Genomic DNA, 26,842 nt, shown 5'->3' with positions numbered 1-26,842 from the left:
GTCAGGCCCCTGTCTGGGCCATCAGGGAGCGCAGGACGCGGGCCCGGTGGTCCGCGGGTGTGCCCCAGGCGCCGACGAGCGCGCGGACTCCGAGGACCCAGATGCTCAGGTCACATTCCAGGGTGTAGCCGATGGCGCCGTGGACCTGCAGCGCGGTGCGGGCCGCCCGCAGCGCCGCCGTCGAGGCGAGCACCTTCGCCGCGGACACCTCCCGCGCCGCGGTCGCGGAGTCCGCCGCGGTCGCGACCCCGGCTCCAGCCCCGCCGGTGGTGTCCGCCGCGAGCTCGAGGGCGGCGCCGTGCAGCAGCGGGCGGGCGAAGTCGAGGCCGACGCGGACATCCGCGAGCGCGTGCTTGACGGCCTGGTACTCGCCGATGGCCCGCCCGAACTGGCGGCGGGCGCCGACATACTGGACGGACTCGGCGAGCAGGCGCTCCCCGGCGCCGACCAGGATCGCCGCGGCGGCGAGGGCGGCCCGATCGAGCCCGGCGCGTACCGTGCCCCCGCTGAGGCCGGCGATCGGCGCGCCGCCGGTCAGGACGTGCAGCCGCCGGGCCGGGTCCACCGACCGCAGTGCCTCGCCCGGCCGCCCGCGCAGCAGCGCACGGTCGGCGACGCGGTCGACGCGGTCGACGCGGTCAACGCTGTCGACGAGGTAGGCGTGGGTGGTGACGTCGCAGTCCAGGGCGTAGGGGGCGGTCGGCGGCAGGGCGAAGGTGACCCGCGCCGCGCCGTCGGCGATCTCGGGCAGCAGGCGCTCATCCGCAGTGGTGCGCAGCAGGACCGGGGCGAGGGCCACCGTCTCGACCCAGGGCCCGGGAACGGCGTGGTAGCCGAGCCGTTCGAACGCGACGGCCAGGTCGAGAGGGCTGCCACCGAGGCCGCCGTGCTCCGGCCCGATGGCGAGGGCTGTGACACCGAGCTTGGCCAGCCGCTCCCACAGCGCGATTCCCGGGGCGGTGTCACCGCCGGCCCACGCCCGGTGGGCGCCTGGTACGTCCGAGGCGGTGAGCAGGTCGTCGAGCGCCGCCGCGAACGCGCCCTGCTCGGGGGAGAGCGAGAACCTCATGCGCCGGCCCGCCGGCTGTCCCCGCGGGGCAGGCCCAGCACCCGCTCGGCGACGATGTTGCGCTGGATCTCGTTCGTCCCGGCGTAGATCGGGCCGCCGAGGGCGAACAGGTAGTCGTCGAGCCAGGCTCCCCCGGCCGGTGCTCCCGGGCCGCGCAGCTCCTGGTCGGGGCCGAGCAGCTGCAGGGCGGTTTCGTGCAGGTCGACGTCCAGCTCCGACCAGAACAGCTTGTTGACGCTGCCCGCCGGGCCGATGTCCGCGCCGGCGCGCAGCCGGTCGACGGTTCCCCAGGTGTACCAGCGGTAGGCCTGCGCGCCGATCCAGGCGTCGGCCACCCGGTCCCGCAGGTGCCCGGCGTCGGCGCCGCGCTCCTGCCACAGCTCGAGCAGGCGCCCGGCGGCGGCGAGGAACCGGCCCGGGGCGCGCAGTGACAGCCCACGCTCGTTGCCGGCGGTGCTCATCGCCACCCGCCAGCCGTCGCCGACCGCGCCGAGGACGTCGGCGTCGGGAACGAGGACGTCGTCGAAGAAGATCTCCGCGAAGCCGGCGTCGCCGTCGAGCTGCGCGATGGGACGGACGGTGACCCCGGGGGCGTCGAGCGGGAACAGGAAGTAGGTCAGGCCGCGGTGGCGCTCGGCGCCCGGGTCGGTGCGGAACAGGCCGAACCCGCGGTCGGCGAACGGGGCCCGGGAGCTCCACGTCTTCTGCCCGGTCAGCAGCCAGCCGCCGCGTTCGTCGTCGCGGCGCGCCCGGGCACGCAGGGCCGCGAGGTCGCTGCCGGCCTCCGGCTCCGACCAGGCCTGCGCCCAGACCTCGGTGCCGTCCGCCATCGGGGGCAGGTAGCGCCGGCGCTGTTCGGCGGTGCCGTGCTCGAACAGGATCGGGGCGAGCAGCGAGATGCCGTTCTGGGCGATCCGGGTCGGCGCGCCACTGAGGTAGTACTCCTCCTCGAAGATCACCCATTCGGTGAGCGTCGCGTCGCGCCCGCCGAACCGGGCCGGCCAGGCGACGACCGACCAGCGCCCGGCGGCCAGCGCCCGCTCCCAGGCCCGGTGCTCGGCGGCACCGGCCGGGGTGTCCATCGACGGCAGCCGGCCGGGGTTGTTCCGGGTCAGCCAGGCCCGCGCCTCGGCGCGGAACGCCAGCTCCCGCGGAGTGAATTCCAGGCTCATGCGTCGCCTGCCGTTGCCCCGCGCGCGGCGGCCTCGTCCGGCATGGCCTCACCAGCCGCCTGCTTGTTGGTGCGGGCCATGGCCTTCGCGTCCAGGCCGCCGAGGGAGTCGGCACCGACCTCGGCGTTGTGCGCGTGCGCGGCGTGGTGCAGGCCGAACGCGGAGTCCATCCCGGTGCGCAGGCCCTGGATGTCCTCGACCTGGTTGACGGCCTTCTTCGTGAGCGCGAGGCCCAGCCTCGGCATCGCGGCGATCCGCCCGGCCATCGCGAACACGAAGTCGGCGAGCTCGGCGCGGGGCACGACGTGGTTGACCATCCCGAGCTGGTGCGCCCGCCACGCCGGGAAACGGTCGCCGGTGTAGAGGAACTCCTTGGCCGCCCGCGGGTTCATCACCCAGGGGTGGGCGAAGTACTCCACCCCCGGGATGCCCATCCGCACCACCGGGTCGGAGAAGAAGGCGTCGTCGGAGGCGATGATGAAGTCGCAGCTCCAGGCCAGCATCAGGCCGCCGGCGATGCAGGCGCCCTGCACCATGGCGATCATCGGCTTGGGGATCTCGCGCCAGCGCCGGCACATGCCGAGGTAGACCTCCGACTCGCGGGCGAAGCGCCCGTCGAGGCCGGGCCGGCCGACGTGGTCCCACCAGATCACGGCCCGGCGGTCGAAGGTCTCGTCGATGTCACGGCCGGGGGTGCCGATGTCGTGCCCGCCGCTGAAGTGTCTGCCATTGCCGGCAAGCACGATGACCTTCACATCGTCGTCATCGGTGGCGCGGACGAAGGCGGCGTCCAGTGCGTAGGTGACTTTCGAGTTCTGCGCGTTGGTGTACTGCGGGCGGTTGACGGTCACGACCGCGACCGGGCCGCGCACCTCGTAGGTGACGACTGAGTCGGTGTCGTCGGCGGGCTCCTGCGTCTTCAAGGTCGCGCCTCCAGGCCGTGCGGGTCTCCAGACTGTGCGGGCCGGCCGTGACCGTACCAAACAAGTGCTTGGTGGGATAGTGTGTGGCCGCCCGCTGCCGGCACCGGACGGTGGGCCGGGAGGTCGCCATGGATCTGACCAGTTCCGTTGCCGACGAGGAGTTCCGTCAGCAGGTGCGGCAGTGGCTCGCCGAGAACCTCGTTGGAGAGTTCGCCGCCCTGCGCGGGCTCGGCGGCTCCGGCCGCGAGCACGAGGCGTTCGAGGCCCGGGTGGCCTGGAACCGGCACCTGGCCGCCGCCGGGTGGACGTGCCTGGGCTGGCCGGTCGAGTTCGGCGGGCGTGGGCTCAGCCTGTTCCAGCAGGTGATCTTCCACGAGGAGTACGCCCGGGCCGACGCGCCGGCCCGGGTGAACCACCTCGGCGAGGAGCTGCTCGGCCCGACGCTGATCGCGCATGGCACCGACGAGCAGCGCGCCCGTTTCCTGCCCGGCATCGCCGCGGCGACCGAGCTGTGGTGCCAGGGCTACTCGGAGCCGGACGCCGGCTCCGACCTCGCCTCCGTCCGCACCCGGGCGCGGCGCGACGGCGACCAGTGGGTGATCGACGGGCAGAAGGTGTGGACGTCGCTGGCGCAGCAGGCCGACTGGTGTTTCGCCGTCGTCCGCACCGATCCGGGCTCGCGTCGCCATGCCGGCCTGTCGTACCTGCTGGTTCCGATGGACCAGCCCGGGGTGCAGGTCCGTCCGATCGTGCAGCTGACCGGGACGTCGGAGTTCAACGAGGTCTTCTTCGACGGCGCGCGGACCGCCGCCGACCTGGTCGTTGGCGCCCCGGGCGACGGGTGGCGGGTGGCGATGGCGACGCTCGGGTTCGAGCGCGGGGTGTCCACCGTCGGCCAGCAGGTCGGTTTCGCCCGGGAGCTGGACGCGGTGGTCGCCGAGGCGCGGCGCACCGGCGCGGTCGACGACCCGGTGCTCGCCGATCGCCTCGCGCGGGCCCGGCTCGGTCTGGAGGTGCTGCGCACCCACGCGCTGCGGACGCTGAGCGCCGACGACGCCGGTTCCGCGGTGCCGGCGGCATCGGTGTCGTCGTCGGCGGCGTCCTCGCAGTCGGCGGTGTCGGCGTCCGCCGCCTCGGTCTCGAAGCTGCTGTGGGGGCGCTGGCACCGTGACCTCGGCGAGCTGGCGATGGCGGTGCGCGGCGCCGCCGGCCTGACCGTCGCGGAGCCGCCCTACGGCCTCGACCGGCTGCAGGCTCTGTACCTGTTCAGCCGGGCCGACACGATCTACGGCGGCTCCGACGAGATCCAGCGCAACATCATCGCCGAGCGGGTGCTCGGTCTCCCGAAGGAGCCACGCGGTTGACCGGGGTGTCCAGAACCAGCAGCGGTGGCGGGCCGGCGGAGGTGCCGCCGACGCCGCCGTACGTGCCCGGGCACGGGCTGCTCGCGGAGCGGACGGTGGTCGTGACGGCCGCGGCGGGCGCCGGCATCGGCGCCGCCGTGGTCCGCCGCTGCCTGGAGGAGGGCGCCCGCGCCGTGGTGCTCAGCGACACCCACTCCCGGCGGCTCGCCGAGGCGACCGAGGCCCTCGGCGCCGAGTTCGGCACCGAGCGTGTCGCTTCGCTGGTCTGCGACGTCACCCGCGAGGCCGACGTCGCCGCCCTGATCGACGCGGCGGAACGGTTCGGCGGAGTCTCCGTCATGATCAACAATGCTGGTCTCGGTGGCACCGCCTCCATCGTGGACATGACCGACGAGCAGTGGTCGAAGGTTCTGGACGTCACGCTCAACGGCACGTTCCGCTGCGTGCGCGCCGCCGCCCGGCGGATGATCGAGCGCGGTACCCGCGGGGTCATCGTCAACAACGCCTCGGTCGTCGGCTGGCGCGCGCAGGAAGGCCAGGCCCACTACGCGGCGGCGAAGGCCGGCGTGATGGCGCTGACGAGGTGCGCGGCCATCGACGTCGCCGCGCACGGCATCCGGGTGAACGCGGTCGCCCCGAGCCTGGCGATGCATCCGTTCCTGGAGAAGGTGACGAGCGCCGACCTGCTCGCCGAGCTCAGGGGCCGGGAGGCGTTCGGCCGCGCCGCGGCGCCGTGGGAGGTCGCGAACGTCATGGTCTTCCTCGCCAGCGACTACTCGTCCTACCTGACCGGCGAGGTCGTCTCGGTCAGCAGCCAGCATCCATAGCCGGCGATTCGTGGCCGGTATCCGTGAGCGACGGGAGACTCAGGTGGGTCAGGCCTACATCATCGACGCGGTGCGGACGCCGGTCGGCCGCCGCGGTGGCTCGCTGGCGCGGGTGCACTCCGCCGACCTCGGCGGGCACGCGCTGCGCGCGCTGATGCGGCGCACCGGGATCGACCCGGGCGCCGTCGACGACGTGATCTTCGGCTGCACCGACACCCTCGGCTCCCAGGCCGGCGACATCGCCCGGACGTCCTGGCTGGTCGCCGGCCTGCCCGAGCACGTCCCGGGGGTGACGGTCGACCGGCAGTGCGGCTCCAGCCAGCAGGCGGTGCACTTCGCCGCGCAGGGCGTCCTGTCCGGGACGGCCGATCTCGTCGTCGCCGGCGGGGTGCAGAACATGTCCGCGATCCCGATCTCCGCGGCGATGACCGTCGGCGCGCAGTTCGGTTTCAGCACGCCGTTCGCACAGTCACCCGGCTGGCGGGAACGTTACGGCGACCAGGAGGTCTCCCAGTTCCGCGCCGCGGAGATGATCGCCGAGAAGTGGGGCGCCTCCCGTGAGCAGATGGAACAGTTCGCGTTCGCCAGCCATCAGCGTGCGCTCACGGCGATCGACGAGGGTCGTTTCGCGCGGGAGATCGAGCCGGTCGGCGACTTCGCGGTGGACGAGGGGCCGCGCCGGGAGACCTCGCTCGTGAAAATGGCCGGCCTGCGCACCCTGACCGAAGGCGGCCGGCTCACCGCCGCCGTCGCCTCCCAGATCAGCGACGCGGCCTCGGCGCTGCTGGTGGCGTCCGAGGCGGCGGTGCGCACCCATGGGCTGACCCCGCGGGCCCGCGTCCACCACCTCAGCGCGTACGCCGACGACCCGGTGTGGATGCTCACCGCGCCGATCCCGGCGACACGGCGGGCGCTGGAACGCGCCGGGATGTCAATCGACGACATCGACCTGTTCGAGGTCAACGAGGCGTTCGCCTCCGTCGTGCTGGCCTGGTTGCGGGAGACCGGCGCCGACCACGACCGCACCAACGTCAACGGCGGCGCCATCGCGCTGGGGCATCCGATCGGTGCCACCGGCACCAGGCTGATGGCGACTCTGCTGCACGAGCTCGAACGCACCGGCGGCCGCTACGGCCTGCAGGTGATGTGCGAGGGCGGCGGCCAGGCAAACGTCACCATCATCGAACGCCTCTGATGAACGAGGTCTTCGCTCCGGCCGCGCTCGGCCCGATCACCCTGCGCAACAGAGTGATCAAATCGGCGACGTTCGAGGGCCGCACCCCGGACGCCCTGGTGACCGACGAGCTGATCGAGTTCCACCGGGAGGTCGCCGCCGGCGGGGTCGGGATGACCACCGTGGCCTACTGCGCGGTCGCCCCGGGCGGGCGCACCGACCGCCACCAGATCTGGATGCGCCCGCAGGCCGTCCCGGGACTGCGCCGGCTGACCGACGCGGTCCACGCGCACGGCGCGGCGGCGAGCGCGCAGATCGGGCACGCCGGCCCGGTGGCCAACGCGGCCTCGAACCGGGCCCCCGCCCTCGCACCCAGCCGGATGTTCAGCCCGCTCGCGATGCGGCCGGTGCAGGTTCCCGACATCGACGGGATCGCGCGGGTCGTCGCCGCCCACGCGGATGCGGCGAAGCTGGCGGAGCAGGCCGGGTTCGACGCGGTCGAGCTCCACTTCGGCCACAACTACCTGGTCAGCTCGTTCCTGAGCCCCAGGCTGAACCGGCGCGGGGACCGTTACGGCGGGCCGCTGGAGAACCGGGCCCGACTGGCGCGTGAGGTCGCCCGTGCGGTGCGGGAGGCGGTGGGCGGCCGGCTGGCGGTGATCGCGAAGCTGAACATGGAGGACGGGGTTTCGGGTGGCCTCACGGTTCCCGAGTCGCTGCAGGTGGCGGTCTGGCTGGAGACGGACGGCGCGCTGGACGCACTGGAACTGACCGCCGGCAGCTCGCTGCTCAACCCGATGCTGCTCTTCCACGGCGACGCACCGCGGAAGTCCTTCGCGCAGGCCCTCCCGCCGCCGGCGCGCTGGGGATTCCGGCTGGTCGGCCGCCCCTTCCTCCGGGAGTACCCCTACCGGGACGGATACCTGCTCGAGCGGGCCCGGCAGTTCCGCCGCGAGCTGTCCATGCCGCTGGTGCTGCTCGGCGGCATCACGAACCTGGACATGATGCGCCAGGCGATGGCGGAGGGCTTCGACCTCGTCGCCATGGGCCGCGCTCTGCTGCGCGAGCCGGACCTGCTCCTGCGGATCCAGGCGGAGGAATCCACCCGGTCCGCCTGTGTGCACTGCAACGAGTGCATGCCGACCATCTACTCGAGGACGCGCTGCGTCTACCGTGTCGAGCGGCCGCACGGGTCGCCGTGACCCGTGAAACCTCTAGACATTTGGTGTTATGGTGAGCGGCGTCGATCGAGCAGAGGGCGAGGCGCTCATGCAAAGGCCACTGGCCGAAGTCTTCACCTGGCCGCACGACACGCCGCAGCTGATCGGCAGTCGGTGCGGCGACTGCGCGGCGACGACGTTTCCCGCGCAGTCCCGCTGCCCCCGCTGCGGGCGGTCCAGCATGGCCGAGCTGCTCCTGCCGAGGCGCGGCCGGCTGGTGGCCTGGACGACACAGGGTTTCGTTCCCAAGCTGCCCTACGCGGGATCCGACAAGGCGGATGGATTCACTCCGTTCGGGGTCGGCCTCGTGCAGCTGGACGATGTCATCCGGGTCGAGTCGAGGCTGACGGAGAACGACCCGGCGAAACTGGCTTTTGACATGGAGATGGAGCTGTCGATCGTTCCCTTCTATGTCGACGACACCGGTGACGAGGTCATGACCTTCGCCTTCGCGCCGGTTTCCGACAGCACCGACAGCACCGATGGCCGCTGAGGAGTCCACGATGAACGATGTCGCGATCATCGGAGCCGGTCTTCATCCCTTCGGCCGGTTCGGCGCCAAGTCGGCGTTCGCCATGGGCGCGGAGGCGATCGACCTCGCGCTCGCCGACGCGGGAGTGGGCTGGCAGGACGTCCAGTTCGCCTGCGGGGGCAGCTGGGAGGTGGCGCAGACCGACCCCCTGACCGGGCTGCTCGGCCTGACCGGTATCCCGTTCATCAACGTCTTCAACGCCTGCGCGACGGCGGCCAGCGCGATCCAGCAGGCGGCCAGTGCCATCCGGACCGGTCAGTGCGAGATCGCCGTCGCCGTCGGGCTGGACAAGCATCCGCGCGGGGCCTTCGTCGAAGACCCGATGCTGGTGAACATGCCGTCGTGGTACGCGGAGAACGGCCAGTACGTCACGACGAAGTTCTTCGGAATGAAGATCAATCGTTATATGCACGACCACGGAATCACCTCCCGCACACTGGCCCGGGTGGCGGCGAAGAACTTCCGCAACGGCGTGCTCAATCCCAACGCGTTCCGGCGCAAGCCGATCTCCGAGGATGAGATCCTGGCCTCGCCGGTGCTCAACTACCCGCTGACGCAGTTCATGTTCTGCGCTCCGGACGAGGGCGCGGCGGCCGTGGTCCTGTGCCGGGCCGACATCGCCCACCGCTACACCGACGCGCCGGTCTTCGTGCGAGCCTCGGTGATCCGTACCCGCCGTTACGGCGCGTACGAGGTGAACACCACCTGGGCGGCCGTCGAGGAGGATGCCGCGCCGACGGTGTACGCCTCGCGGGCGGCCTACGAGGCCGCCGGGATCGGCCCCGAGGACGTGGACGTCGTCCAGTTGCAGGACACCGACGCCGGTGCAGAGGTCATACATCTCGCCGAGAACGGTTTCTGCGCCGATGGTGAGCAGGAGAAGCTGCTCGCCGAGGGCGCCACCGAGATCGGCGGCCGGCTGCCGGTGAACACCGACGGTGGCCTGATCGCCAACGGCGAGCCGATCGGAGCCTCCGGGCTGCGGCAGGTGCACGAGCTGGTGCGCCAGCTTCGCGGGCAGGCCGGCGAGCGGCAGGTTCCCGGCAGCCCGCGGGTCGGCTACGCGCAGGTCTACGGAGCCCCCGGCACCGCGGCCGTCACCATCCTCTCCCTTTGACCGTTGGCGGGGCCCGCGGGAGCTGGGGGCCGCGGGACTGCTTGCCGGTCGTGGCAACCGACGTGTAGTACGGGAAAGGCGTTCTTAAGCTCCCTGTTCCCGTTGTGCCGCGTGCCGCGTGCCGTGCGAGGAGGTAGGTATGTCCGACCCGGGTGGGGGCCAGCCCGCGATGCTCGCGGACCAGGCCTCGGCCGGCGATCCGGGTTCCGACGGCGGCCCGTCGTCGGCCTACTTCCGTCGTCTCGACGACGGCCGCTACCAGCCCGGCCGCTTCGCCAGCGGCATCTGGGCGAGCGGATCCGTGAGCGGGCGCATCCTCGGCGGTCTGATCGGGCACGTCCTGGTGCAGGAGCAGGCGGAGCCCGGCTACCAGCTCGCCCGGCTCACGGTCGACATGTTCCGCTCGATCCCGTACGCGCCGCTGCAGGTGAGCACGTCGCTGGTCCGGGCCGGTGGGCGGATCAGGGTCGCCGACGTCCACGTCAGCCACGACGGTGTGGTTGTCACCCGGGCGACGGCGGTGTTCCTGCGCCCGTCCAGCAACGCGCCCGGCGAGATCTGGCACGCCGAGCGCGAGGTCTGGCCCGCCCCGCGGCTGGGCTCGCCCGTCCCGCAGCAGCCGGAGGGCTCGCGTGCCGACGTGCGGCCGATGGTGCGCGGTGACGAGTCCGGCGGTGCGGTGGTTCCGACGGCCGGCGTCCAGCGGGGTGGGTCGTGGCTGCGTGAGGTGCGTGAGGTGGTCGAGGGCACGCCGCTGACACCCCTGGCGCGGGCGATCCTGGTCGCCGACATGACCAGCCCGTTGACCCACCGCGGCACCGGCGGCCTCCAGTACATCAACACGGACTTCACCCTGACGCTGGTCCGCGAGCCGGTGGGCGAGTTCTTCGGCGTGCTCGCCCAGGACCAGTACGCCGTCGACGGCGTCTCGTTCGGCCTCACGACCATCCACGACGCCGCCGGCCTGCTCGGCACCTGCACGACGACGGCGCTCGCCAACGCGGGCCGCGCGGATCCGGCGCACCTGCTGGATCGCAGGCGCAGCACCTGACGCGCCAGCGCCCGCCGTCTCCTTCATGCTCCGCCGTATCGCATGTCGCTGATCTGCGGTGCCGGCGGTTCCGCGGAACCGCCGGTTCCGGAGTGCCTCCGGTTCCACGGCACCCTGGTACCGCGGCACTGCGGAACCGCGGAACCGCGGCACTGCGGAACCGCGGTACCAGGCGCGTGCGCTGTTCCGCTGGACCCCGGCGCCTGGCGCACGATCGAATGGTTGGGCGAAGAACCGTGTACGCGGGTGGACCCGGCGGAAGGAACGAGACCATGACGACACCTCCTCCCACCACCGGCGCCAGCACGCCGGCACCACCGGAGTCCCTGCCGGCAGCCGGGTCGATGAAGCCGGCGACCACCGTCGGCCGTGGGCGGGTCCACGCCGAGCAGGCGAACAAGCGGGTCCGTGCGCTGCTCGGCGGTCACGTCGTCGTCGACACGATCCGGCCCGTGCTGGTCTGGGAGGGCCCGCACTATCCCGTGTACTACCTGCCGGCCGAGGACGTCCGCGCGACCCTGGAGCCGAACGGGAAGATCGCGCGCTCGCCGAGCCGGGGTGACGCGGTCCGCCACGACGTGGTCATCGGCGGCCGGACGGCCCCGGACGCCGCGGGCACCTACCCCGATTCCCCCATCCCGCAGCTGCGTGGCCTCGTCCGGCTCGACTGGGACGCGATGGACGAATGGCTGGAGGAGGACGAGCCCGTCTACGGGCACGCGCGTAACCCCTATCACCGCATCGACGTCCTCTCCAGCTCCCGGCACGTGCGGGTGGAGATCGACGGTGTGACGGTCGCCGAGTCGACCCGCCCGGTCGTCCTGTTCGAGTCCGGTATCCGCCCGCGCTACTATCTGCCGCTGACCGACGTGCGGACAGAGCTGCTGGTGGCGTCGGAGTCATCCACGCACTGCCCGTACAAGGGCACCGCGGGCTACTTCTCCGTCCAGGTCAACGACAAGCTCCACGAGGACGTCGTCTGGATCTACCGCACCCCGCTGGCGGAGAGCATCCGCATCGCCGGCCTGGTCTGCTTCTACGACGAGAAGGTCGACGTCCACGTCGACGGAACGCACACCTGACCTGTCAAAACTAGAACGATGTTCTTTTGTGGCGGGTGCTGCTCTCATCGGCTGTCGGTTCGTGGGTGGTCGCCCCAGGATGGAATCGGCTTTCAGGTAGCGTGTAGTCGTGGCGAAAGAGGAGACGCTGCCGCAGCCGGTCAGCACCATGACGCCGGCCCAGCTCGAGCGACGGCGCCGGCTGACCGACACGGTCATCGAGATGATCGACCAGATGGGTCCCGAGCAGCTGCAGATGCGCGACGTGGCGGAACGGTCCGGTGTGGCGCTCGGCACCGCGTACCGCTACTTCTCCTCCAAGGACCACCTGCTCGCGGCGGCCTGGGCGGACTGGCAGCGGCGGCTTACCGACCGGGTCCGCGTCGAGGTGAGCCGGGACGCCTCGCGCAACCGCTCCGCCCCGGGCGGTGCCTGCACCCGCGTGCTGGCTTTCCTCAGCCGGGAGACGCGGGCGTTCCAGCGGCACCCGAACTTCGCCCGCCTCGTCGCCTACGTCGAGGTGTCGAGCGACCCGTTCGCCAGTGAGGAGCTCGCCGGCCTGCGCTCGGACAATTTCGCGACCCTCATGGCCCTCATGGAGGGTGTTCCCGCTGATGTGGTCCGCCCGGCGATGACGGCCATCAACGCGACGCTCGGCTCCGGCCTGACCGCATGGACCTACGGCCGGCTCACCTTCGCCGACTTCTCCCGCCAGCTGGAGGAGGTCGTCCGCCTCATCCTGGGCCCCTACGACGAGGCCTGACGCCACGTGCGCTCCCGCCGCGGGCGCGCGTGACACTCTGCGCGCGTGACACCCTGCGCGCGTGACACCCTGGCCGATCAGCTGAGCCGGGTGGAGATCTGGTAGCGGTCGGCGGGGTGGGTGTGGATGCCGGTGCTCACCAGACGGCCGTCGGAGCCGTAGTGACGCCGGGTGATGACCAGAGCCGGTGATCCGGGGGCGGCTCCGAGGGCGCGGCCCATCTCGTCGGTGAGCAGGGCGGCCGAGATGATCTGCTCGACGGGTTTGCCGGCGAGGTCCGCGGCCTGGAAGCTGACCCGCAGGATCAGGTCGTGCGGCAGGTCGCCCCGCAGGTACTGCTCGCTCCAGCAGACCGGGGTGTCGTCGCCGCGCCGGGTCCGCGCCCCGCGGACGACGAACCACGACGTTCCCGCCTCGGCGCCGACCCGGCGGGCGGTGTCGGCGTCGAGAACGATGTCCGCGGAGGTGGGCCGGGCTATCCGGGTCTCGACCGCGAGGGCGAGGATGTCGTCCGCCGACTGGGCGAACGGCTGGTAGTCGGCGACCGGCCTGGTCGCGACCACCGTGGTCCCGGCGCCGGGCCGGCGGTTGACGAGCCCCAGTTCCTCGAGTCGCCGTAGCGCCCGCCGCACCGTCTCCCTGGCCAGGCCGTGCGCCGCGCACAGTTGTTCCTCGGTGGGCAACCGGCTGCCGACCGGGTAGCGGCCGTCGGCGATGCCGGCGAGCAGCTCCTCGGTGAGTACCCGATGTCGCGGCACCGCCACGCTACGTCCTTCCCTGGTTCCTGTGGTCGCCCGGTCCTGTCGCCGAGCTTCCCGGATGCCCGTCTCGGATGTCCGTCTCGGATGTCCGTCCTGGACGCCCGTGGTGGCGGGGCCAGTGCGGGCGGACTGGTTCGAGGCTGGCGCGTCCGCGGATCCAAGGCTATCGTCCCCTCAGCACAGTTTGTCTAGACAAAGATTCGCGTAACGCCGCGAAGGAGCGCCGTGAGCGGACTGCTCGATGTCGACCGCCTGGCACGCTGGCTCGACGCACAGGGACTCGAAGCACGACTGCCGGTCTCGGCGGCGCCGTTGGCCGGCGGCAGGTCCAACGCCATGTTCACCGTGGACCGCGGGAACCAGCGGTGGGTGCTGCGCCGGCCGGCGGCCGTCGCCATGCCGAACGCCGACGCCGGGATGGTGCGCGAGTACCGCATCCTCGCCGCGCTGGAGGGCACCGGCGTGCCCCACCCGGCGGTCGTCGCGCTGTGCGAGGACCCGGCCGTGCTCGGCCGCACCTTCTACCTGATGGAACGGGTCGACGGCGTGGCGCTGACACCGCCGCCGCAACCGCTGGCGACCGACAGGGGCCGCGTCGAGATCAGCAGGTCCATGGCCGAGTCACTGGCCCGGCTGCACGCCGTCGACTGGCGCGGCCGTCAACTGGCGGACCTGGGGCGGCCCGAGGGGTTCCACGAGCGGCAGACCGAGCGCTGGACGCGCCAGCTGCGCTCCTACGAGGGCCGGGAGCTCCCGGGCGTCGACGGGGTGACCGCCTGGCTGCGCGGCCATCTGCCGGAGTCGTTCACGCCCACGCTCATCCACGGCGACTACCACATGCTCAACGTGCTGATCGCGCCGGAGCCTCCGGGGCGGGTCGTCGCGATCCTCGACTGGGAGACCGCGACGATCGGTGACCCGCTGCTTGACCTGGCCGGGTTCTGCGAGATCTGGAGCACCTCCCTGGGCGACGGGTGGGGAACCCCCGACCAGCTGATCGAGTGGTACACGGCTGCCCGGGGGCCCGGCGCGGTGAGCCCGCTCGGCCTGGCCGACCTGACCTATTACCAGGTCCTCTACAACTTCCGGCTCACCGTGCTGCTGGAGGGCATCTACCAGCGTTCGCTGCGGGATCCCACCCGCCCCGCCATGGAGGACGTCGGGGCGCGGGCCCGGTGGAACCTCGACCGCGCCCGCCAGCTCGTCCACCTGCACGGCTAGGCCCGGGTCCCGCCCGGCGGCCCGTCCGCAGGGCCGCCGGGTCGTGGCCGGTCCACACGTTGCGCGTCACCAGTCCTTCTGGGCAGAAGGGGACAACAGATGATCAGTTTTGGGGTGGAGCCGGCGCTCGCCGCGGAGCTCGCCTGGATCCGGGAGTTCGTCGCCACCGAGATCGAGCCGCTGGACCTGGCGTTCGGTGACGAGGAGGTCGTGTACGACAAGTCCCACCCCGTGCACGGGCGTCACCTGCGCCCGCTACAGGACCGGGTGCGCGAGCGCGGGCTGTGGTCGTGTCACCTGACCCCGGAGTTCGGCGGCCAGGGCTACGGGCAGGTCCAGCTCGCGCTCATGAACGAGATCCTGGGGCGCTCGGCGTTCGCGCCGACGGTGTTCGGCTGCCAGGCACCGGACTCCGGCAACGCCGAGATCCTCGCGCACTACGGAACCCCCGGGCAGCGGGAGCGCTATCTCACCCCGTTGCTCGACGGGCGGATCTCGTCCTGTTACGCGATGACCGAGCCGCAGGGCGGCGCGGACCCGGCGCTGTTCACCACCCGGGCGGTCCGCGACGGCGACCACTGGGTGATCGACGGGGAGAAGTGGTTCTCCTCGAGCTTCGAGAAGGCCGCGTTCACGATCGTCATGGCGGTCACCAACCCGGACGTGTCCGTCTACCAGGGCACGTCGATGTTCCTCGTGCCGGCGGGAACACCCGGGCTGGAGGTGATCCGGCGTACCGGGCTGGGCTACGACGCCGCTGGGACCGGCAACCATCCCTACGTGCGTTATGACGGGGTCACCGTCCCGGCGGAGAACCTGCTCGGCGCCGAGGGGCAGGCGTTCGTCATCGCCCAGACCCGGCTCGGCGGCGGCCGGCTGCATCACGCCATGCGCACGGTCGGCGCGGTCGCCCGTTGCCTGGACATGCTGTGCGAGCGGGCGCTGAGCCGGACCACGCAGGGTGAGCTGCTGGCGCGTAAGCAGCTGACTCAGCAGAAGATCGCGGACGCCTGGATCGAGCTGACCCAGTTCCGCCTTCAGGTGCTGCACGCGGCCTGGTGCGTGGACACCTACGGGGCGAAGGCCGCCCGCCGGGAGATCGCCGCGGTCAAGGTCGCGACGCCGAAGGTCTACCACGACGCGGTGGTGCGCACCATGCACGCGCACGGCGCCCTCGGGATCTCCAACGAGATGCCGCTGGCGCGGATGCTGCTCGGCTCGATCGCACTCGGGATCGCCGACGGGCCCACCGAGGTCCACCAGGCCACCCTGGCGCGTGAGGTCCTCAAGGAGCATCGCCCCAGCTCGGGCAGCTGGCCCAGCGAGCATGTCCCGGACCGCCGTGACGCCGCCCGTGCCCGCTACGCAGATCTTCTGGAGGGCTGAGATGGTCTCTCCGGGGCCCTCGTTCCGCCTCGACGGCAAGGTGGCACTGGTCACCGGCGCGAGCCGGGGGCTGGGCCGGGCCATCGCGCTCGGGTTCGCCGCGGCCGGCGCCGACGTGGTCGTGTCCAGCCGCACGGCGGCGGCCTGCGAACCGGTGGCCGCCGAGATCCGGGCGCAGGGCCGCCGGGCGCTCGCGGTCGGCGCGCACGTCGGCGACTGGCACGACTGCGAGCGGCTGGTCGCCCGGACCGTTGGCGAGCTGGGCCGGCTCGACGTGCTGGTGAACAACGCCGGGATCGCGCCGGTGCCACCGTCGCTGGCCGGTGTCACCGAGGCGCTGTTCGACAAGACGGTCGCGGTCAACCTCAAGGGCCCGCTGCGGCTGACCGGGCTCGCGGCCGAGCATCTGCCCCCGGGCGGATCGGTGATCAACATCAGCTCGAAGGCCGCGACCCACCCCGCCCCGCACACCGTCGTGTACGCGGCGGCGAAGGCCGGGCTGAACGCGCTGACCGTCGCCGCGGCCAGCGAGCTCGGCAGCCGAGGTGTCCGGGTGAACGCGATCGTCTGCGGGAGCTTCCACACGGACAGCTTCGACCGCTCGATCCCGACGCCGGAGCTCGCCGAACAGGTCGCCGGCCGGATCGTGCTCGGCCGGATCGCCGGCCCCGACGAGATCATCGGAACGGCGCTGTTCCTCGCGTCGGACGCGTCGTCCTACATGACCGGCGCGCTGCTCGCGCTGGACGGAGGCTGATCTTGACATCGACTGTGACCCCCGCCGGAGAGACGGTGCGCGCGGTCGTCTGCACCGACCTGGTGGGCGAGGACGCCCTGGAGCTGCGGGACCGCCCCCGCGCGCCGCTGGGGCCGAAGGCCGTCCGGATCAGGGTCCGGGCCGCGTCGGTCAACTATCCCGACGTGCTGATGATCCGCGGCGAGTACCAGGCCCGGACGGAGCCGCCGTTCGTGCCCGGGACGGAGGTCGCCGGCGACGTTATTGAGGTCGGAGCCGAGATCGCAGCAGTGGCCGGCGGGATCGCCGTCGGCGACCGGGTGCTGTCGGTCGTCGGCAGCGGGGCCTTCGCCACCGAGGCCGACGCCGTGCCGCCGTGGCAGCAGACGCACCGCATCCCGGCCGAGATGCCCTACGACGAGGCCGCGGCGTTCACCATCACCTACGGCACCGCCTACCACGGGCTGATCCGCCGCGGCGGCCTGCGGGCCGGCGAGTCGGTGCTGATCACCGGGGCGAGCGGCGGCTGCGGTTCGGCCGCCGTCCAGGTGGCCAGGGCGGCCGGCGCGCGGGTTCTGGCGGTCGCCGGCGGCGCCGAGAAGACCGCGCTGGTCCGCCAGCTCGGCGCCGACGTCGTCATCGACCACCGGGAGCTCGACCCGCGGGATCCGAAGGCCCTCTCGGTGCTGGTGCGCGGGCACACCGGTGGCGAGGGGGTCGACGTCGTGTTCGACACCGTGGGCGGCACCGACATCCGCGAGCCGCTGCGTTCCCTCGCCTGGTATGGGCGCTATCTGACGATCGGGTTCGCGGGAGGCATCCCGACCGTGAGCGTCAACCAGACCATCCTCAAGTGCGTCTCGATTATCGGTGTCGCCTACGGGATGTCCGCCCTGCGCGACCCGGCCTCGAACGAACAGGACATGCGGGCGCTGTTCGACTGGTACCGCCAGGGCCTGGTCCGGCCGTCGATCGGGCACCGGTTCCCGCTCGAGCAGGCGGCCGAGGCGCTGCGGGTCGTGCGGCAGCGCCGGGCGCTCGGCAAGGTCGTCATCGAGATGCCGGCGCCAGCCGCCGATCAGGCCGCCAATCAGGACGGAGGCCGGTGAGCGGGCCGGACCCGGCCGGGTCCGCGGACCGGGCCGCCGCGCAGGAGACGCCACAGCCCGGCTGGCCGCGGGTCGCGGTGGTGACCGGCGGGGCGAGTGGGATCGGCCAGGCCACCGCCGGCCTGCTCGCGGCGCAGGGGGTGCGGGTGGCCGTTCTCGACCGCGCGGGCGACTACGGCCGCCCCGAGGAGGTCGCGCACATGATCGTGGCGTTGACCGCGCCGGAGGCGTCGTTCGTGAACGGCGCGGTGATCACCGTGGACGGAGGCATGTCCGCGCAGGGCCGTTGAGTGGCGGGCCGGGCCTGCTGGGCCCGGCCCGCCGCCGTCAGGCGCTGCCGGCCAGGGGCGAGTAGGTGGCCCGGATGGCGCGCTTGAGCAGCTTGCCGGTGTCGCTGCGGGGCAGCGGCTCCGCGGACAGCCACACGTGGGCCGGGACCTTGTGTGCGGCGAGGAGCGTGCCGACATGCGCGCGCAGGTCGTCGGCGGTGCTCGGTGAGCCGGCCGCGACATGGACGACCGCGCCGACCTCCTCGCCGAGGGTCGGGTGCCCCACCGCGAAGACGGTCGCCTCCAGCACGGCCGGGTGCTCCATCAGCGCGGCCTCCACCTCGAGCGTCGAGATGTTCTCGCCGCCCCGGATGACGATGTCCTTCAGCCGGTCGACGATGTAGAGGAAGCCCTCGTCGTCGAAGCGCCCGAGGTCGCCGCTGCGCAGCCAGCCGTCCTCGAACGGCACCGCGGCCAGCTCGGTCCGGCTCCAGTAGCCGGCGCAGACGTTCGGCCCCCGGACCCAGATCTCCCCGGAGTCGCCGGGCTGGACGTCCGAGCCGTCGTCACCGACGATGCGCACCTCGGCCACCGGGACGGGTGCGCCGACGCTCGCGGGCCGGTTCTGGTAGTCGGAGCCGTTGATCGAGGTGGTGAGCGCCGAGGTCTCGGTCAGGCCGTAGCCCGTTGCCGCGATCACGGTGGGGAACCGCTCGCGGATGCGGCGTGAGAGCGCCGGCGGCGAGGCGGCGCCCCCGCCGCCGAACCTCTGCAGGGCGCTGAGGTCGCGGCGGTCGACCGACGGCGCGTTGAGGAGGTCCCACAGCATCGTCGGCACACCGGAGAAGGAGGTGACCCGCTCGCGCTCCATGAGATCGAGGGCGACCTCCGCGTCCCACCGGCGGATGAGGACGAGGGTCCCGCCGAAGGCGGCGGTGCCGACCAGCGTCGCGTGGCAGCCGGTGGCGTGGAACAGGGGCACCGACAGCATCTGGACGGTCGGCCCCGCGGGAGTTGCCGACGGCGTCGCGTCGCGCTGCATGGTGCGGGCGCCGACGAACATCATGTTCATGAGGTTCGCGCAGGCGTTGCGGTGGGTTCCCACGACGCCCTTGGGATTGGCCGTGCTGCCGGAGGTGTAGAAGATCGTGGCGAGGTCGTCGGGCTCGACGTCGACGTCGACGGGGCCGTGCTCCCGTTCGGTGAGCGCCGAGAAAGGCAGGATTCCCGCGGGCAGGTCGGCGGTGCCCTTGCGGTCGTCGAGCCGGGTACCGATGACCGTGCGCCCGTCGAGCGCGCCGGCGACGGTCGCGAGCCGCTCGATCCGCTCACCGTCGGCGATGACGACCGTGGCGGCGGAGTCGTCGAGGGTGTAGGCGAGCTCGGCGCCGTTGCCGAACGAGTTCAGCGCCACGGCGACGGCGCCGACCCTGGCCGCGGCGAAGAACGCGATCGACCATTCCGGGATGTTGCGCATCGCGATCGCCACCCGGTCGCCCTTGCGGACGCCGAGCTCGTCGACGAGTGAGGCGGCGAGGGCCTCGACGAGCTGGAGGTGCCGAACGTGGGAGATCCGTTCCTCGCCGAGGACGATGAAATCCCGTGAGCCGCCGGCCGCCGCTCCCTGAGCGAGGACGGCACCGAGGTTTCGGGGAGCGTTCTTCCAGGTCCGGGTCGGCACGCCGCGTACCTCGACGGTCTCCCACTCGAAGAACTGCCCCGGTGCGCAGAGTGCCTCGTGAATTTCCTGGTTGCTGAGCAACGGCGGTGACCTCTCAGGTTGTACCGGTGGCTCTGGTGCTCCTCGGATAATTTATCCAATCATCCAGCGCGCTCGGGGGTAGACGCAACAGTCCCGAGCGCCCGGGCGCGGCCGGCGGTGGCGACAGCGCCCGGTGAGCGGGGAAGCTGGGAACGGCAGGACGTCCAGCCCGGCTAAAGCAGAGCCGCTGCGAGCCTGCGCCACTCCTCACGGGGGAAGGCGGTCTGGTCCGCGGTGAGCACCTGGAGGGTGACGTGGTCCGCGCCCGCGGCCCGGTGCTCCTCCACCCTGCGCCTGACCGCCGCCTCGTCCCCCCAGGCGATCATCGCGTCGAACACCCTGCCGTCCGCGGCTGCCACCTCGTCGGGCTCGAATCCCAGTCGGATCAGGCTGTTGGCGTAGTTCGGGAGGGAGAGGTAGCCGCGCAGCCACCCGCCCGCGATCGCCTGGGCCTCCTCCTTGTCGGAGCACAGGACGACGGCCTGCTCGGGCAGCACGAGCGGACCGTCGCCCACCGCCTCCCGCGCGATCCGGGTGTGCTCCGGCGTGACCAGGTAGGGATGGACACCGCGGGCCCGCCTGGACGCGAGCTCCAGCATGCGGGGGCCGAGCGCGGCGAGGACCCGGCTGTCCTGGGGGACGGGCTGTTCCGCGGCGTCGAGGCCGTCCAGGTAGGTCTTCATCGCGGTCAGCGGCCGCCGGTATCTGCCGGGCTCCGCCGTGGAGTCCACGGCGATCGCATGGCTGACCCCGATGCCGAGCAGCAGCCGGTTGTCGTATTTCGCCGCCAGCGCCGCATGGGAGGCGGCCGCCTGCTCCGCCGGGCAGTACCACAGGTTGAGGACGCCGGTCGCCACGACGACGGAGCTAGTGGCGGCGAGCAGGCGCTCGGCGGCCTCGAACGTGTCTCCGCCCATGTCCGGGATCCACAGCGCGCTGAAGCCGAGCTCCTCGAGCTCGGCGGCCGCCTCGGCGGCTTCGCCGAGGTCGCTGTAGCGCAGCTGCTGGCTCCACACACCGACGCCAGAGAGTTTCATCGGGTACCTCCGGAGGGAACTGTCGCCTTCAGGCGACAGGGGAATCCGGTGCGGACCGCAATGATTATACCGGCCACGCTGGCATAATCAGCGGCATGTCCCGCACGGTGGGGGTCGGCGCGGGTGGCGCCTATGACCTCGGCTACCACGTCGTGTGGTGCCCGAAGTACCGCCGCGCTGTCCTCGTCGGTCCGGTCCGAGATCGGCTTGACGGGCTGATCCGCGAGAAGTGCGCCGAGCATGACTGGTCGGTCGTCGCACTGGAGATTGAGCCCGATCACGTGCACCTGTTCGTGAAAGCTCACCCGAAGCACGCCCCGTCGTACATCGCCAACCAGCTCAAGGGCTTTACGTCCCACGTGCTACGCGGCGAGTTCGCGCACCTGCGCTCCCGGCTTCCCACGCTCTGGTCGCGGTCGTACTTCGTCGCCACCGTCGGCGCGGTGTCCGCCGACACGGTCCAGCGGTACATCGACACGCAGAACGAACGCCCGTGGCGCAGGGGTGTAGCCCGTTGAGACGGACCTTCAAGTTCCAGTTGCGGCCCACGGCGCGGCAGGCCGTCGCGCTGGTCGTGATGCTCGACGACCACCGAGACCTCTACAACGCGGCGTTGCGGGAGCGGCGAGATGCCTACCGGCACCCGTCGAAGACGAGGGTCAGGTATGGGGACCAGTCGGCCCAGTTGAAGGAGATCCGGGCGTACGACCCGGGCCAGGCCCGCTGGTCGTTTTCGTCGCAGCAGGCGACGCTGCGCCGGCTCGACAGGGCGTTCACCGCATTCTTCCGCCGGGTCAAGGCAGGCGAGACGCCCGGTTACCCGCGTTTCAAAGGCGCCGGCTGGTTCGACACCGTCGACTGGCCGAAGGACGGTGACGGTTGCCGCTGGGACTCCCAGCCCGACAACCCCACCCAGACGTTCGTCCGTCTCCAGGGTGTCGGCCACGTCAAGGTCAACCAGCATCGCCCCGTCGCCGGCGTCGTCAAGACGGTCTCGGTCAAGCGGGAGGGGCGGCGCTGGTACGTGGTCCTGTCCTGCGACGGTGTGCCCGCCGAACCGCTGCCGCCGACCGGCGCTGTGGTCGGCGTCGACCTCGGGATCGCCTCGCTGGCGACGACCAGCCACGGTCGGCACTACGGCAACCCCCAGTTCCTGGAACGCGCCGCGGGCCGGCTCGCCGACGCGCAGCGGGACCTGTCGCGGAAGAAGCGTGGCTCGAATCGGCGGGGCAGGGCCGTCGCCCGGGTCGCCGGGCTGCACCGCGAGGTCGGCCGCCAGCGCGCTGACCTCGCGCACAAGACGGCGCTCGGGCTGGTCCGCGACCATGACCTGGTCGCCCACGAGGCCCTCAACATCAAGGGTATGGTCCGCCGGGCCAAGGCCAGGCCCGATCCCGACGACCCGGGGGTGTTCCTGCCGAACGGGCAGGCGGCTAAGTCCGGGCTGAACCGGTCGATCCACGACGCGGGATGGGGGGTGTTCCTGGGAATCCTGCACGCCAAGGCTGAAAGCGCCGGACGGACGGTGGTCCCGGTTCCCGCCCTCAACACGTCCCGCACCTGCGCCGAATGCGGCCACTGTGCCGCCGGGAACCGCACGACCCAGGCGGTGTTTGCCTGCGTCGCCTGCGGGCACACGGCGCACGCCGACGTCAACGCGGCGGTCAACATCCTGCGGGCCGGGCTGGCCCGTCAGGTCGCGCAAGCGGCCTGAGAAGCCGACGGCTTCAGCCGTCGGAGTAGTCACGCCCTGCCTTCCGGAGAGACCCCGGCGGAGCGGATCGCCCGCTCCATTCCGGCGATCATGTCGGGATAGCGCCCGGTCCGCGCGCCCCCGTCGACGCTGTACAGGGAGCCGGAGACGAAGGACGCCTGCTCCGAGGCGAGGAAGTAGATGACGTTCGCGATCTCCTCCGGTTCCGCGAACCGGCCGAGGGGGGCGTTGTCGACGAACTCGTCGACCAGACCGGGCAGGTGCCACACACCGCCGGTGAGCCCGGTGCGGACCAGGCCCGGGGCGACCGCGTTCACCCGGATTCCGTGCCGGCCCAGCTCCAGCGCGGCGACCTCGGTCAGCGCCACGGCACCCGCCTTCGCCGCGCAGTAGGCCGCCACACCGCGGCCGGGCTGCACCGCGTTGAGGCTCGCGACCGTGACGATCGAACCTCCGCGCCCAGCCTCCCGCAGTGCCCGCCCGCCGTGCTTGAGGGTCAGGAACGCCCCGTGCAGACTCAGATCGACAATCCGCCGCCACTCGCCGAAATCGTGGTCGGCGACCTCGCCGAGAGTTCCGCCACCAGCATTGGCGACCACGACGTCGAGGCCGCCGAACCTGGCCGAGGCCAGCGCGACCAGTGCCGCCACGTCGTCCTCGTCGGTCACGTCGCACCGGGCGGCCGCGAAGGCATCGGGGCCGAGCTCGGCGCTCAGCGCCGCCAGGCCCGCCTCGTCGATGTCACCGCCGACGACTCTCCCGCCTTCGGCGACGAACCGCCTGGTGACGGCCCTGCCGATGCCGTTGGCGGCCCCGGTGACCACACCGACCCACCCGGAGCGTGCGCCGCTCGTCATCGGCCCTCGACTCGCCGTAAGGGACGGCTGTGCTGGTCCCCGCTGTGAACATCTCGCGCCATCTGGCGGCCTCCTGGCAGTGTGGGCGCCGCTGGTGTCCTGTCCGAGCCCGCGGCCCGCCGGATGCGGAACCGGATCGGGTGACGGAACCGGCGACGGTCCTGCCCCGCGCCGGCGGACGCCCGTGCCGGTGGACGCGGAGCGATCACGAACGGCGAGACAGCTTTTGTCCGACGTTGTACAGCGACACAGTACGACAGATCTGTCTCACCGGAGACCTGGGACATCCATGACCATCTCGCCCCTCGTATGGCCGCCACGCCTACCGGAGTGGGTGACGAGCCCAGCTCTCGCTCAGGCTCATCGCGACCGAACCACCGTCCACCAGGAGGTCCGTGCCGGTGATGAACGTCGACTGGGGGCCGAGCAGGAACGAGACCGCGTCGGCCACGTCGTCCGGTGTTCCGATCCGTCCCGCGGGGGCCGTGTCGGTGACGGAGCGCAGCGCGTCACCCCAGGGCCCGTCCAGTTCGAGGCGCCCCATCGGCGTCGAGATCACCCCCGGGCTCACCGAGTTGACGCGGGCCTTGCGCCGCCCCCAGGACGGAGCCGCCGCCCGCACGCGCAGCATCGCCCCCAGCTTGGCCAGGCTGTAGGCGCTGGCCGGTTCCGTGACGACCTCGCTCGACAGGAACGGGAGCTCCAGCAGCTCGGAGGCCGGCGTGATGGCCAGTGCCCGCTCCTGGTCGGCGGGCAGCCGCGGCGCGAAGTGCCCGGCGGTGCTGGAGATGACCACGCCTGCTCCGCCGGGCGCGACGACGCGTGCGAACTCGTCGAGGAAGTGCGCGACACCGAGCAGGTCCACCCGGATGATCGCGTCCGGCGCCGCCTGTGCCATCGAGAGGCCGGCCGTGTGGGCGACATGTGTGACGGGGCCCAGGCCGGCGGCGACGTCCGCCAGCGCGGCGACGGACTCTCCCTCGGCCACGTCCACGGGACGGGTGACGACCTCGTGCCCCTCATCCCGCAGCGCGCCCGCGACCGCCGCGAGCGTGTCGTCGTTGGCGTCGGCGAGTAACAGGGTTCGCGATCCACCGAACCGGCGGGCGATCGCCGCGCCCATGCCACCCACACCGAGGACGACCACCACGTCCTTGCTCATCACTGCCTCCGTCATCTCAACAGCCGCGGCCAAGGCCAGGGGGACGGTGGGGCCGCGCTCTGCTCAGCTCCGGCACCAGCATCCCCGCGCACCACACGACCGATGACGGTCAGAGACTGTCGACCTTGACGTCGACATTGACGGTAGCAGTCGACCTGGTGCGGGCGCGGGCGCGTTACTTGCGGCGCTCGTCGAGTTGGCCCATCCGCGGCCGTGGGAGAAGGACCTCGTCCGGCCCTGGACGGACCGCGGTTTCGTCGCGCGGGAAAACGAGGCCGGTGGGCAGATCGTCGCCGCGGAAGAGGGTCTCGGTCACCCCACCGGCCAGCGTGTCCACGGCCAGGATCACCGCCGCGGCCGTCCAGGAGCTGCGTTCCTCGGGCCAGTTGGCCTCGGCCTCGAACTGCCAGCCGGTCCAGTAGCTGCCGTCGTCGTGGCGCAGGTGCCCGATGTCGCGCACCAGCTGACAGGCCGCCTCGGTCTCCCCGACCAGATGCAGGGCGATGGCCAGCTCGCAGGTCTCGGCACCGGTCACCCACGGCTGGTCGTCGACGCAGCGGGCACCCAGCCCGGCGACGACGAAGTCGTCCCAGCGCGACCGCAGCCGGGCCCGCCCCTCGGCGCCGCGGAACACGCCGCCGATCACCGGGTAGTACAGGTCCATCGACCAGCGGTCCCGGCGGCCGAACAGCTCGGGACGAGTGCGCAGCGCGTGCCGCAGCATCCCGGCCCCGAGCTCCCACTCGGACCGCGGCTCACCGACGAGGTCGGCCAGGGCGAGGCCGCATCTCAGGCTGTGCAGCGTGCTGGAGCACCCGGTGAGCAGTGCCTCGGGGTGCGGACTGCCGTCGGCCGCGCGGGCCCACCACACCTGCCCGGCCGGCTGCTGCAGGTCCAGGACGAAGTCGAGCGCGGCCCGCACCACCGGCCACACGCGGGCCGCGTGTTCGCGGTCGCCGGTGATGAGCCAGTGGTGCCAGGCGGCGGCGGCGACGTACGCGCACTGGTTGCTGTCCGCACCCGCGTCCTCGACGACACCGGCCACTGTCCGCATCGGCCAGGAGCCGTCCGGGCGCTGGCTGCGTGCCAGCCACTCCCACCCCGCGGCGGCGGCGTCGGACCGCCCCGCCAGCTGCAGGGCCATCACGCACTCGAGATGGTCCCAGGCATCGGTGTGGTCGCCGGGGGACCAGGGAATCGCCCCGTCGGGTTCCTGCATCGCCGCGATGGCATCGGCCGTCTCGATGATCGCCGCGCGGGTGAGGAGCGTCGGCGTGCCGTCGGACGGCAGGGCGTATGTGTGGCTCATGGTGTCCGTGGGGTCCGCTGGTCGAGTTCGACGGGCGGTGGCGCCGGCTCCGGCGCCGCCGTCTGTTGCCTCCAGCCGGCCAGGACGTCCTCGATCGGCGTGCCCGTGGGCCGCGGGCCGATCGGGGCGGCGGTCGGGGTGCGGGTGAAGCGCGGCGCGGGGGCGGCCTGTTCCACGCCGTCGACCGTCACGATCGTCTGTCGTTCGGCCATGTGCGGATGGGTCGACACCTCGCCGAACGCGAGAACCGGCGTGACGCAGGCGTCGGTGCCGGCGAACACCGCGGCCCACTCGTCGCGCGGGCGGGTGGCGAAGATCCCGGCCAGACGAGCGCCCACCACCGGCCACCCGGCCCGGTCGTACTGGCCCGGCAGCTCCTCGGCGGTGAGCCCGACGCCGGCGAGCAGCTGGGCGTAGAACTGCGGCTCGATCGCGCCGACCGCGACGTAGCGCCCGTCCCCGCAGACGTAGGTGCGGTAGAACGGCGCGGCCCCGTCGAGGATGTTCGACGACCGCTCGTCCGACCAGACCCCCATGGCCCGATGCGCCCAGGCCATCTGCCCGAGCACGCTGGCCCCGTCCACCATGGCGGCGTCCACGACCTGCCCGCGCCCGGAGACCGCCTGTTCCCACAGAGCCGCCAGCACTCCGGTGACCAGGAACATCGAGCCTCCGCCGAAGTCCCCGGCGAGATTGAGCGGCGGGACGGGTGGGGCGTCCGCGGGGCCGATCGCGTGCAGGAGCCCGGTCAGCGACAGGTAGTTGATGTCGTGGCCGGCCCGCTGGGACAGCGGCCCGCTCTGCCCCCACCCGGTCATCCGTGCGTAGACCAGCCGCGGATTGCGGGCGAGACAGTCGTCCGGGCCCAGCCCCAGGCGCTCGGTCGTGCCGGGGCGGAACCCCTCGATCAGCACATGCGCGTGCTCCACCAGCCCCAACACGGCTTCCCGTCCGGCGGGGTCCTTGAGGTCCGCGCCGATCCAGCGACGGTTGCGCAGCATCAGATCGTTCATGCCGGCCGCCCCGGGACGCTGGACGCGCACGACGTCCGCGCCCAGGTCGGCGAGCAGCATGGCGGCGTGCGGGCCAGGCCCGATGCCGGCCAGCTCAACGACGCGCAGGCGCGCGAGCGGGCCGCCACGGCGAGGCGTGGGTGGAACAGGCTCGACCTCCGTGGTCGCACCGCCGAGCGTGCTATCGGTCATTCCTGTCTCCGAACGTGCTCTTGACGAGTGGAACCGGCCTG

26 protein-coding genes are annotated in these 26,842 nt (G+C 72.3%); 16 read left to right on the top strand and 10 right to left on the bottom strand.

Features of this window, described 5'->3' with window-relative positions; all coding sequences use genetic code 11:
• Position 1 precedes the first annotated feature (1 nt).
• From AWX74_RS16120 to AWX74_RS16110, 3 genes are read right to left on the bottom strand one after another with little or no spacing between them, the layout of a single operon-like run.
• Entirely contained in the window at positions 2–1,069 is a 1,068-nt protein-coding gene (locus AWX74_RS16120; RefSeq protein ID WP_091277417.1) for an acyl-CoA dehydrogenase family protein, read from the bottom strand.
• Positions 1,066–2,241: an acyl-CoA dehydrogenase family protein gene (locus AWX74_RS16115; protein ID WP_091277415.1), complete on the bottom strand. Its 1,176-nt coding sequence runs from the start codon at positions 2,239–2,241 to the stop codon at positions 1,066–1,068. Before AWX74_RS16115 ends, AWX74_RS16120 begins: the two co-directional genes overlap by 4 nt.
• Positions 2,238–3,164 (bottom strand): enoyl-CoA hydratase, encoded by a 927-nt coding sequence (locus AWX74_RS16110; RefSeq protein WP_091277413.1) that lies wholly within the window; start codon positions 3,162–3,164, stop codon positions 2,238–2,240. The genes AWX74_RS16115 and AWX74_RS16110 overlap by 4 nt, the downstream gene beginning before the upstream one ends.
• Before the next feature lie 128 nt (positions 3,165–3,292).
• On the opposite strand from AWX74_RS16110, the gene AWX74_RS16105 reads away from it, so the two are divergent.
• The 9 genes from AWX74_RS16105 (at position 3,293) to AWX74_RS16065 (ending at position 12,273) form a co-directional block, all read left to right on the top strand.
• Positions 3,293–4,528: an acyl-CoA dehydrogenase family protein gene (locus AWX74_RS16105; RefSeq protein WP_091277553.1), complete on the top strand. Its 1,236-nt coding sequence runs from the start codon at positions 3,293–3,295 to the stop codon at positions 4,526–4,528.
• 5 nt (positions 4,529–4,533) lie between these two features.
• Positions 4,534–5,355, top strand: a complete 822-nt coding sequence (locus tag AWX74_RS16100; protein ID WP_242666264.1) for an SDR family oxidoreductase — start codon at positions 4,534–4,536, stop codon at positions 5,353–5,355.
• Between the two features lie 43 nt (positions 5,356–5,398).
• Complete coding sequence (locus tag AWX74_RS16095) at positions 5,399–6,550, top strand: acetyl-CoA C-acetyltransferase (RefSeq protein ID WP_091277411.1); 1,152 nt, start codon at positions 5,399–5,401, stop codon at positions 6,548–6,550.
• Positions 6,550–7,731 (top strand): NADH:flavin oxidoreductase, encoded by a 1,182-nt coding sequence (locus AWX74_RS16090; RefSeq protein WP_091277409.1) that lies wholly within the window; start codon positions 6,550–6,552, stop codon positions 7,729–7,731. The genes AWX74_RS16095 and AWX74_RS16090 overlap by 1 nt, the downstream gene beginning before the upstream one ends.
• A 67-nt stretch (positions 7,732–7,798) precedes the next feature.
• Positions 7,799–8,242 carry a Zn-ribbon domain-containing OB-fold protein gene (locus AWX74_RS16085; protein ID WP_091277407.1) on the top strand — a complete coding sequence of 148 codons (444 nt, stop codon included), beginning with the start codon at positions 7,799–7,801 and terminating at the stop codon, positions 8,240–8,242.
• A 10-nt stretch (positions 8,243–8,252) separates the two neighbouring features.
• Positions 8,253–9,398, top strand: a complete 1,146-nt coding sequence (locus AWX74_RS16080; protein WP_091277549.1) for a thiolase family protein — start codon at positions 8,253–8,255, stop codon at positions 9,396–9,398.
• A 139-nt stretch (positions 9,399–9,537) separates the two neighbouring features.
• A complete protein-coding gene (locus AWX74_RS16075) occupies positions 9,538–10,449 on the top strand; it encodes a thioesterase family protein (RefSeq protein ID WP_091277405.1) in 912 nt (303 codons plus the stop codon).
• Between the two features lie 272 nt (positions 10,450–10,721).
• Positions 10,722–11,531 carry a DUF427 domain-containing protein gene (locus AWX74_RS16070; protein WP_091277404.1) on the top strand — a complete coding sequence of 270 codons (810 nt, stop codon included), beginning with the start codon at positions 10,722–10,724 and terminating at the stop codon, positions 11,529–11,531.
• A gap of 109 nt (positions 11,532–11,640) precedes the next feature.
• On the top strand, positions 11,641–12,273 hold the full coding sequence (locus tag AWX74_RS16065) for a TetR family transcriptional regulator (RefSeq protein ID WP_091277402.1): 633 nt from the start codon (positions 11,641–11,643) through the stop codon (positions 12,271–12,273).
• Between the two features lie 77 nt (positions 12,274–12,350).
• Here AWX74_RS16065 and AWX74_RS16060 read toward each other — a convergent pair whose 3' ends face one another.
• The gene (locus AWX74_RS16060) at positions 12,351–13,037 is read right to left on the bottom strand and encodes a GntR family transcriptional regulator (protein WP_091277400.1); all 687 of its coding nucleotides are present in this window, start codon (positions 13,035–13,037) and stop codon (positions 12,351–12,353) included.
• A 222-nt stretch (positions 13,038–13,259) separates the two neighbouring features.
• Here AWX74_RS16060 and AWX74_RS16055 point away from each other — a divergent pair, with 222 nt between their 5' ends.
• The 5 genes from AWX74_RS16055 (at position 13,260) to AWX74_RS40030 (ending at position 17,776) form a co-directional block, all read left to right on the top strand.
• On the top strand, positions 13,260–14,255 hold the full coding sequence (locus AWX74_RS16055; protein ID WP_091277397.1) for a phosphotransferase family protein: 996 nt from the start codon (positions 13,260–13,262) through the stop codon (positions 14,253–14,255).
• A 99-nt stretch (positions 14,256–14,354) separates the two neighbouring features.
• Positions 14,355–15,641 (top strand): acyl-CoA dehydrogenase family protein, encoded by a 1,287-nt coding sequence (locus AWX74_RS16050; protein ID WP_091277395.1) that lies wholly within the window; start codon positions 14,355–14,357, stop codon positions 15,639–15,641.
• A 1-nt stretch (position 15,642) separates the two neighbouring features.
• Positions 15,643–16,398 (top strand): SDR family NAD(P)-dependent oxidoreductase, encoded by a 756-nt coding sequence (locus tag AWX74_RS16045; protein ID WP_091277393.1) that lies wholly within the window; start codon positions 15,643–15,645, stop codon positions 16,396–16,398.
• A 2-nt stretch (positions 16,399–16,400) separates the two neighbouring features.
• Positions 16,401–17,486, top strand: coding sequence for an NADPH:quinone oxidoreductase family protein (locus tag AWX74_RS16040; RefSeq protein ID WP_091277391.1), 1,086 nt, complete (start codon positions 16,401–16,403; stop codon positions 17,484–17,486).
• Complete coding sequence (locus AWX74_RS40030) at positions 17,483–17,776, top strand: SDR family oxidoreductase (RefSeq protein WP_091277389.1); 294 nt, start codon at positions 17,483–17,485, stop codon at positions 17,774–17,776. Before AWX74_RS16040 ends, AWX74_RS40030 begins: the two co-directional genes overlap by 4 nt.
• Positions 17,777–17,813: 37 nt before the next feature.
• Here the strand turns inward: AWX74_RS40030 and AWX74_RS16030 are convergent, their stop codons facing one another.
• Together AWX74_RS16030 and AWX74_RS16025 are read right to left on the bottom strand one after the other, a co-directional pair.
• The gene (locus AWX74_RS16030) at positions 17,814–19,517 is read right to left on the bottom strand and encodes a class I adenylate-forming enzyme family protein (protein ID WP_207550339.1); all 1,704 of its coding nucleotides are present in this window, start codon (positions 19,515–19,517) and stop codon (positions 17,814–17,816) included.
• A 173-nt stretch (positions 19,518–19,690) separates the two neighbouring features.
• Entirely contained in the window at positions 19,691–20,554 is an 864-nt protein-coding gene (locus AWX74_RS16025) for a TIGR03620 family F420-dependent LLM class oxidoreductase (RefSeq protein ID WP_091277386.1), read from the bottom strand.
• A 95-nt stretch (positions 20,555–20,649) separates the two neighbouring features.
• Here AWX74_RS16025 and tnpA point away from each other — a divergent pair, with 95 nt between their 5' ends.
• Together tnpA and AWX74_RS16015 are read left to right on the top strand one after the other, a co-directional pair.
• Positions 20,650–21,072: an IS200/IS605 family transposase gene (gene tnpA, locus AWX74_RS16020; RefSeq protein ID WP_091277385.1), complete on the top strand. Its 423-nt coding sequence runs from the start codon at positions 20,650–20,652 to the stop codon at positions 21,070–21,072.
• Positions 21,069–22,268, top strand: coding sequence for an RNA-guided endonuclease InsQ/TnpB family protein (locus AWX74_RS16015; protein ID WP_091277383.1), 1,200 nt, complete (start codon positions 21,069–21,071; stop codon positions 22,266–22,268). The genes tnpA and AWX74_RS16015 overlap by 4 nt, the downstream gene beginning before the upstream one ends.
• A 29-nt stretch (positions 22,269–22,297) precedes the next feature.
• Here the strand turns inward: AWX74_RS16015 and AWX74_RS16010 are convergent, their stop codons facing one another.
• From AWX74_RS16010 to AWX74_RS15995, 4 genes are all read right to left on the bottom strand, one after another.
• Positions 22,298–23,125: an SDR family NAD(P)-dependent oxidoreductase gene (locus tag AWX74_RS16010; RefSeq protein WP_091277381.1), complete on the bottom strand. Its 828-nt coding sequence runs from the start codon at positions 23,123–23,125 to the stop codon at positions 22,298–22,300.
• A gap of 322 nt (positions 23,126–23,447) precedes the next feature.
• Complete coding sequence (locus AWX74_RS16005) at positions 23,448–24,287, bottom strand: SDR family oxidoreductase (protein ID WP_091277379.1); 840 nt, start codon at positions 24,285–24,287, stop codon at positions 23,448–23,450.
• Positions 24,288–24,462: 175 nt separating this feature from the next.
• Positions 24,463–25,596, bottom strand: a complete 1,134-nt coding sequence (locus AWX74_RS16000; RefSeq protein WP_226930773.1) for a prenyltransferase/squalene oxidase repeat-containing protein — start codon at positions 25,594–25,596, stop codon at positions 24,463–24,465.
• Positions 25,593–26,801, bottom strand: coding sequence for a CaiB/BaiF CoA transferase family protein (locus tag AWX74_RS15995; protein ID WP_091277377.1), 1,209 nt, complete (start codon positions 26,799–26,801; stop codon positions 25,593–25,595). Before AWX74_RS15995 ends, AWX74_RS16000 begins: the two co-directional genes overlap by 4 nt.
• Between the last annotated feature and the right edge of the window lie 41 nt (positions 26,802–26,842).

Origin of the sequence: Parafrankia irregularis (assembly GCF_001536285.1) — a bacterium.
Taxonomy (GTDB): domain Bacteria; phylum Actinomycetota; class Actinomycetes; order Frankiales; family Frankiaceae; genus Parafrankia; species Parafrankia irregularis.
The sequence above is the reverse complement of the archived record's forward strand: the minus strand, read 5'-3'. Positions and strand labels throughout refer to the sequence as shown.